The sequence below is a fragment of the Providencia sp. Me31A genome, assembly GCF_050487165.1.
In the GTDB taxonomy this organism is placed as follows: Bacteria; Pseudomonadota; Gammaproteobacteria; order Enterobacterales; family Enterobacteriaceae; genus Providencia.
In genome coordinates this window covers 1-7,354 of sequence record NZ_JBKQGZ010000046.1, presented here as the reverse complement: position 1 = coordinate 7,354, position 7,354 = coordinate 1, and the positions used below count along the sequence as shown (strand labels likewise).

The window sequence follows — 7,354 nt, the reverse complement described above, 5'->3', positions numbered from 1 at the left end:
GCGACACTCCAAGGAGGGGATAAATTGAGTATTCGGGCGTAAAGAGACTTTTCGTCCATGATAGTAATCCCTGATCATAAAATATGCATTATGATATTATCAGCCACCATAACAAGGGAAGTCCCGTTTATTATCAGTAGCAATTTGAGTATTTATATCCTTTTTTAAAGACGATTTAGAATAACATTCAATTGCAATTGCAATATCTTCAAAATGTGATTTGAAGTTTGATGGTATACTTTTATACGGATTTGATGAATATTTTGAGGAAATTAGAATGTTTTCTATAACTTTAGATTCTAGAGGGGAGTTATAAGCAAATAAGGCATCAATTCCATGGGTTTCCTTCTTGTGTTTTCGGGTATGACAGGTTACATATTTGTTTGTAGCATGGTTTTTCCAGCCGAATAGGTTCAGAAAGTGAGATACAATATCCTCTCCCTTATCGCCAACTAGCTTAGAAAATTCCCCCATATTTTTATCCCTTTAAAATTTATAGAATTAAAATCTATTTAGGTTGCACTTAATAGTTAAAGAAATCAAAAAAATGCGTTCTGATATTCTATAGCTATACATCTGTCTTACATCATACAAAAGCATTCTAAAACTGATTGGAATATGTAAATGACTTTATGCTAGTGTAGACCTTAATACATTAGCGTATCTAAAATATTTTGTCTTCCATTATGCCATGAATTTGATGGTATAATGGATAGTATTGTAGTTAAGTTCTATAGGTAATTGTAAGTATAGATGTTAATGGAATTTCATTTTATGGCAATTTTTGAGTATGCAATATGTAGCAGAACAAATAAACTTATCCATATAGATAACGTAATGAGTGGATTGAAATGCAACTGTGTTTGCCCCGGTTGTGGCGATAAAATGGTTGCTAGAAAAGGTAAAATCAAAGAACATCATTTTGCTCATTATATAGTGTCTGAAAAAGATTCATGCCGAATGACCATGATTCATAGATTTTTTCAAGAGTATTTTACAATATTGGATTTTCTTGAAATTCCTGAAATGGAAATGATTGCTCATGATACGATCATAAATATACCTAGAAGAAATTTACGAGTATTGAGTGCTCAAAAGGAAATTAAAATTGGGAGTTATCGTGCAGATGTGTTATTAAAAACTAGTATTGGTGAAATAATTATTGAAATTTGCGTTACACATAAAAGTACTCGAGAGAAAATTGATTATTTTAAAATAAATAACTTGGCAGCAATTGAATATGATTTTAGTGATTATAAAGATAGGCCAATAGAAGAAGCTATAGCTGCATTGAAATATAATATTTTGAAATTCGAATGGGTCAGGTATTTTAAGAGTGAATATTATATTTCAAAAGTTATAAAAGAAAGATGCTATCTAAATGAGCTTGTAAAAAGTAGAGCTGAAAAAATATTTGAAAATGATGATGATGCTAAGCAATTATTTTTACCAGAATTAAAACATTGGGTTGAAATAGATTATGAAAATAAATCTTATAGATTAGAAATTACTCTTTTTAAGCGAGGTGTTTCTAGATTTGAGCACGTATATCAATGTTTTTTTGAGGGTTATTATGTTGTTGTATATACAAGGAAAAGTGGTTTTTTAAAAGTTCTATATTTGCCTAGTGGTTGTGATATTCCTCTTGGTTTTCGTAAAGAGAAAAATAGTGTATTAGTAAAAACAATTTCTCATGATCCAAGAGTTATTGAATCAAGCTCATGGTTTCACTATGCTCCTTTACAAGAAAGGTTAAGTAATGTACATGATGAAGTATATGCTAAATTTAGCCATGTAAAAAAAGTTGAATGTACTTTATCACGTTTGGCTGAAAGTTATTTACAGTTTAATAAGGATAAGGCATTTGGTTTGTATTATAAGAAATGGCGAAAATGGTTAATTAAAAATAATATGGTGAGAAATGGGATAGGTTATAGTATAAAGATTCCTGATGTTTTAAAAACGTATAGAAATGATGCTAGTTTCTGGATGTTCAATTCTTGGTCTATTTTTGTGTTGGTGAATTTAATTCAAATAATAGACCAATTTGAACTTGGTAATAGTATTTCTTACGGTGAGATATTTAAGGGTTTAAGTGAACGTTTTTATTTAAATAATGAATATATTGATATCTTAAAAGAGGGGGTAGAGTGTGAATACATGTCAGAAAATAAAAAGAAGTTAATTATAGTTCCGCATATCATTCGCTCAATGGTGAGCAGTTTTATTAGTCATGGATATATTCAAGTTTTCGATGATTATTTAGTTAAAAATATTAATTTGTTGCCTTTATTAGCTTATGAATTTCATAAAGTAAATGAAATTAAATTTCCTTCAGGAACTGGCAAATCGATAGTTAGTTAAGTTATAAGGTGTTTGGGTTTCATCTAATAATAGATAGCAGAAATACTGTTGCATTTTAGAATTCATCAAACGTTTTTTAATATTAATTATCAATGAATTAGTTGCCACTAAGTGTTTTTTTTGTATTTTTGACTCATTCAGTATCCGTCTTATGTATCCCATAGTTATAATATACAAATGATTTTATATATGATTTGACATATATGATTGGAGTGTGTATTTTTAAATTATAAGTAAAGGAGCATACATGGAACCATTACAACTATTTAAAATTTTAGGTGATCAAACAAGGCTCGATATCGTATTGCTTTTGAAAGCATCTGGCGAGCTATGTGTCTGTGATATCTATACGGCCTTGAATTTATCGCAACCAAAGACATCTCGGCACTTAGCAATGCTTAGAGAGTCGGGTCTTTTGCTCGATTCAAAGCATGGTAAATGGGTTCATTATCGATTATCTCCGGCATTACTACCGTGGGTGAAAAGTATCATTGATGTCACCTATGTCACAGAGAAAAATAGAGTTGCAGATTTGCTTAAGAGTCTAGAGACAAAAGAGTCTGCGAGTAGTTGTTCCGCATAAAATTTTTTAAATTAATACATATGAAAAAACATATATAATGTTGAGGTATGAAAAAACTAGAAGTCTTTGACCCAGCGTTATGTTGTAGCACTGGTGTTTGTGGAACAGAAGTCGATCAAGCATTGGTAGACTTCGCAACAGATGTGGATTGGTTAAAAAAACAAGGGGCAAGTATAAGGCGTTTTAATTTAGCACAAGAGCCAATGGCGTTCGTTAACAACACAAAAGCAAAAACATTTTTGGAAACCGCAGGTGCCGAGTCACTTCCACTATTGATTCTGGATGGTGAGATTGTGTTGACTGGTCGATACCCAAAACGACATGAGCTAGCCAGATGGTTTGGTATTCGCCTGAATATTGAAAAAGCCGAAATTGTTAAATCGTGTTGTGGTAATGGTAAAACGTGTTGTTAACAGGAGCAATAAAATGAAATTTTTAGATAACACACCTAATTATTTATTTTTTACTGGAAAAGGTGGTGTGGGTAAAACCTCAATTTCCTGTGCGACAGCAATCAAGCTGGCAGAGGATGGAAAAAAAGTCCTGCTAGTGAGTACAGATCCTGCATCTAACGTCGGACAGGTATTTTCTCAATCAATAGGAAATCAGATTAAGCCAATAACATTGGTTCCAAATCTATTTGCTATTGAAATAGACCCTCAAGCCGCAGCCGAAGAATATCGAAACAAAATTATTAATCCAATCAAAGAAAGTTTACCTGAAGCGGTAATTCAAAGTATTACGGAACAACTATCAGGTGCCTGTACAACAGAGATTGCAGCTTTCGATAAATTTACTGGGTTGTTAACCAATACCGAAATTACAGAGCAATTTGACCATATCATTTTTGATACCGCACCAACGGGGCATACCATCCGTTTATTACAACTCCCGAGTGCGTGGAGTGATTTTATTAGTGACAATCCTGATGGTGCGTCATGTCTAGGGCCAATGTCTGGCCTTGATAAACAACGTGAGCAGTACAGCATGGCGGTGAAAGCGTTGAGTGATAAATCACTAACAAGGCTAGTCTTGGTTGCACGACCTCAGTTTGCCGCATTGAGGGAAGTCGCAAGAACCTATAGCGAGTTGTCATCTCTGGGTATCAAAAATCAGCAATTGATTGTCAATGGTGTTTTCCCTGAAACTGCGGTGACTGAAAATGATAAGTTATCCCATGCGCTCTACTCTCGTGAACAAGCGGCATTAGAGTCTATGCCTGAAGCACTACGCTCGTTACCTGTCGATATTCTTTATTTACAAAAGATCAATATGGTGGGGGTCGATGCACTGAAGCAGTTGTTATCTAATGACATGCCACAAATTCCAACTATTACCCCGACAAAACAACCTATTTCTTTACCTACCTTGTCAGAACTGGTTGGCGAAATATCTCAGCAACAGCATGGGCTGATTATGTTAATGGGCAAAGGTGGTGTAGGGAAAACAACGATTGCGGCATCAATCGCAGTTAAATTGGCAGAAAAAGGGCTTGATGTACATCTGACCACATCTGATCCAGCCGCGCATATTGAATCAACCCTCGATGGTGTTTTACCCAACCTTCAAGTTAGCCGAATTGATCCTATCGCTGAAACTGAGCGTTATCGTAATTATGTCTTAGAAACAAAAGGGAAAGGTTTAGATGAAGAGGGGCGTGCATTACTTGAGGAAGATTTACGCTCTCCATGCACAGAAGAAATTGCGGTATTTCAGGCTTTTTCTCGCATCATTAGAGATGCGGGTAAACGTTTTGTCGTCATGGATACTGCGCCGACTGGGCATACATTATTACTTCTGGATGCAACAGGGGCATACCATAAAGAAATTGCTAAAAAAATGGGCGAGAAAGGTCATTATTTAACGCCGATGATGCAATTACAAGATCCTGAACGCACCAAAGTTATTATTACGACACTCGCTGAAACTACGCCTGTGCTTGAGGCGGAGAACTTGCAAAATGATTTAATACGGGCAGATATACATCCGTGGGCGTGGGTAATCAATAACAGTCTATCTATCACAGAAACAACATCACCATTGTTACTTTCAAGAGCTGAACAGGAAGTCGCTCAGATTAAAAAAGTGACATCAACATTGGCAAAACGTGTTGCTATTGTTCCTTTGCTTGAAACAGAGCCTGTGGGGATGTCTGCATTAAGTCAGCTTGCAGAGTAAGTTTTATTTTTAGAAAATAAAAGGTGCGGAAAAGCACCTTTTAAATGAGGTTGTTATGTTTATTGCCGCATTGATTTTTATTTTAACGATCACCTTTGTTATTTGGCAACCCAAAGGACTGGGTATTGGCTGGAGTGCCACAGTAGGGGCTGTATTGGCACTGATCTTTGGTGTGATCAGTTTTCAAGATATTCCTATTGTTTGGAACATTGTTTGGAATGCCACGGCGACATTTGTTGCCGTAATTATCATTAGCCTACTTTTAGATGAAAGTGGTTTCTTTGAATGGGCTGCATTACATGTTGCCAAATGGGGTGGGGGTAAAGGAAAACTGTTATTCAGTTATATCGTGTTACTTGGTGCAACGGTTGCGGCCTTGTTTGCCAATGATGGCGCAGCATTGATATTAACGCCCATTGTGATTGCGATGTTATTGGCACTTGGTTTCAACAAAGGCACGACATTAGCATTTGTCATGGCTGCCGGGTTTATTGCAGATACGGCGAGCTTGCCGCTGATCGTTTCGAACCTCGTGAATATCGTTTCTGCGGACTTCTTTAATATTGGATTTACTGAATATGCATCGATTATGGTGCCAGTAGATATTGCTGCAATTATTGCAACATTAGCGATGCTGCATTGGTTTTTCCGCAAAGATATTCCTAAACAATATGATGTTACCAAACTGAGTGAACCGACTTTAGCCATTAAGGACATGACAACGTTTAAAACAGGTTGGCTGGTATTGGTACTGCTACTTATTGGTTTCTTTGTCTTAGAACCATTAGGTATTCCAATCAGTGCAATTGCGGCTATTGGCGCTTTAATTCTTTGGGTGATTGCAGCCAGAGGCCATACGATTAATACCAAAAAAGTATTACGTGGAGCACCGTGGCAAATCGTCATTTTCTCTTTAGGTATGTACTTGGTTGTTTATGGTTTAAGAAATGCAGGGTTAACCGATTATCTTTCTGAAACGCTCAATTACCTTGCAGACAAAGGGTTATGGGTAGCAACAATTGGTACGGGATTTATAACTGCATTTTTATCCTCAATAATGAATAACATGCCAACGGTGTTAATTGGTGCGCTATCCATAGAAGGAAGTGAAGCATCAGGGTTAATTCAGCAAGCGATGGTGTATGCCAATGTGATTGGCGCCGATTTAGGTCCAAAAATCACACCAATAGGTAGCTTGGCGACATTGTTGTGGCTGCATGTTTTATCGCAAAAAAACATGACCATTACATGGGGATATTATTTCAAAACCGGGATTATCATGACTATCCCTGTGCTCATTGTCACACTCGTTGCTTTAGTACTTCGACTTTCACTGTTAAATTAAAGGTAACCCCATGAATGAGATCACTATCTACCATAACCCCAATTGTGGCACTTCGCGTAATACCCTTGCCATGATCCGCAATAGTGGTGTTGGGCCCTATGAGCAATTAAATTTAGAAAATAACCTTTATTCCGATGAGCAATTGATCGATTTTATGTTGCAGTACCCGATACTGAACAATAGGCCGATTGTCGTCACTCCGCTAGGCGTAAAGTTGTGTAGGCTTTCAGAGGTAGTGTTAGATATATTGCCTAATCAGCAACAAAGTGAATTTATCAAGGAAGATGGTCAGGTTATCGTAGACAAACAAGGGATTAGGATAAAGTAAATGGCTCTTTGAAATCAATGTTCTTGGTTAATGCTTATCAGTGACATTCTCCGCTGGAATACACCAAATCCCCTCATGACAGTTCGGACAGCATTTTTGATTGTATGTAAAGTATTCACGACACTGCACACAAAACCAATCCGTGACTTTTAAAATCGGGGATACAGAACGAACATGTGTGTTTTGCCGATGCTTGTCTTGCAGACTCTTGAGCTTACTGATAAAAGACACGCTATAAAATCAAGATAGTATATGATGGGGTACTTCCACTATTACCATTCACCAAGCAGGGCAGTTGCTCATCGAGCTGGCTGATGAGCGAGTGAATAGCTAAGGGAGATCCCAATATGGAGTTAGAACACAAATCAAACGAAACAACATCCATTTAGCCACCTTAATATGGACATCCGTAAAGGTGGCCATTATTTATAATGCTTGTCAGTTAAGCCATTAAGATCGCCGTAACGGATATCGTTGCGGCTTTTTCTTTACTGCTCGAGGGTAATGCCTTTGTCGCCTACTCGGTAGCACAAAACTTCCAGCCATATCCAGTATT

At 36.6% G+C, this 7,354-nt stretch carries 8 protein-coding genes; 6 read left to right on the top strand and 2 right to left on the bottom strand.

Going from position 1 to position 7,354, the window contains the following annotated elements; genetic code table 11:
* Positions 1-99: 99 nt before the first annotated feature.
* Positions 100-474: a hypothetical protein gene (locus ACLPIE_RS22005; RefSeq protein ID WP_430263771.1), complete on the bottom strand. Its 375-nt coding sequence runs from the start codon at positions 472-474 to the stop codon at positions 100-102.
* A gap of 300 nt (positions 475-774) precedes the next feature.
* Between ACLPIE_RS22005 and ACLPIE_RS22000 the strand changes: the two genes are divergently transcribed.
* The 6 genes from ACLPIE_RS22000 to ACLPIE_RS21975 all read left to right on the top strand — a co-directional run bounded on the left by ACLPIE_RS22000 (position 775) and on the right by ACLPIE_RS21975 (position 6,798).
* Positions 775-2,364, top strand: a complete 1,590-nt coding sequence (locus tag ACLPIE_RS22000) for a competence protein CoiA family protein (RefSeq protein ID WP_430263770.1) — start codon at positions 775-777, stop codon at positions 2,362-2,364.
* 247 nt (positions 2,365-2,611) lie between these two features.
* Positions 2,612-2,947 carry a metalloregulator ArsR/SmtB family transcription factor gene (locus tag ACLPIE_RS21995; RefSeq protein WP_110732136.1) on the top strand — a complete coding sequence of 112 codons (336 nt, stop codon included), beginning with the start codon at positions 2,612-2,614 and terminating at the stop codon, positions 2,945-2,947.
* A gap of 47 nt (positions 2,948-2,994) precedes the next feature.
* Complete coding sequence (gene arsD, locus ACLPIE_RS21990; protein WP_430263769.1) at positions 2,995-3,360, top strand: arsenite efflux transporter metallochaperone ArsD; 366 nt, start codon at positions 2,995-2,997, stop codon at positions 3,358-3,360.
* 13 nt (positions 3,361-3,373) lie between these two features.
* Positions 3,374-5,125 carry an arsenical pump-driving ATPase gene (gene arsA / locus ACLPIE_RS21985; protein WP_430263768.1) on the top strand — a complete coding sequence of 584 codons (1,752 nt, stop codon included), beginning with the start codon at positions 3,374-3,376 and terminating at the stop codon, positions 5,123-5,125.
* Positions 5,126-5,180: 55 nt separating this feature from the next.
* Positions 5,181-6,470, top strand: coding sequence for an arsenic transporter (locus ACLPIE_RS21980; protein ID WP_036975217.1), 1,290 nt, complete (start codon positions 5,181-5,183; stop codon positions 6,468-6,470).
* Between the two features lie 10 nt (positions 6,471-6,480).
* The gene (locus ACLPIE_RS21975; protein ID WP_430263767.1) at positions 6,481-6,798 is read left to right on the top strand and encodes an ArsC/Spx/MgsR family protein; all 318 of its coding nucleotides are present in this window, start codon (positions 6,481-6,483) and stop codon (positions 6,796-6,798) included.
* Positions 6,799-6,825: 27 nt separating this feature from the next.
* Here the strand turns inward: ACLPIE_RS21975 and ACLPIE_RS21970 are convergent, their stop codons facing one another.
* Entirely contained in the window at positions 6,826-7,029 is a 204-nt protein-coding gene (locus ACLPIE_RS21970; protein WP_430263766.1) for a putative zinc ribbon protein, read from the bottom strand.
* Positions 7,030-7,354 lie beyond the last annotated feature (325 nt).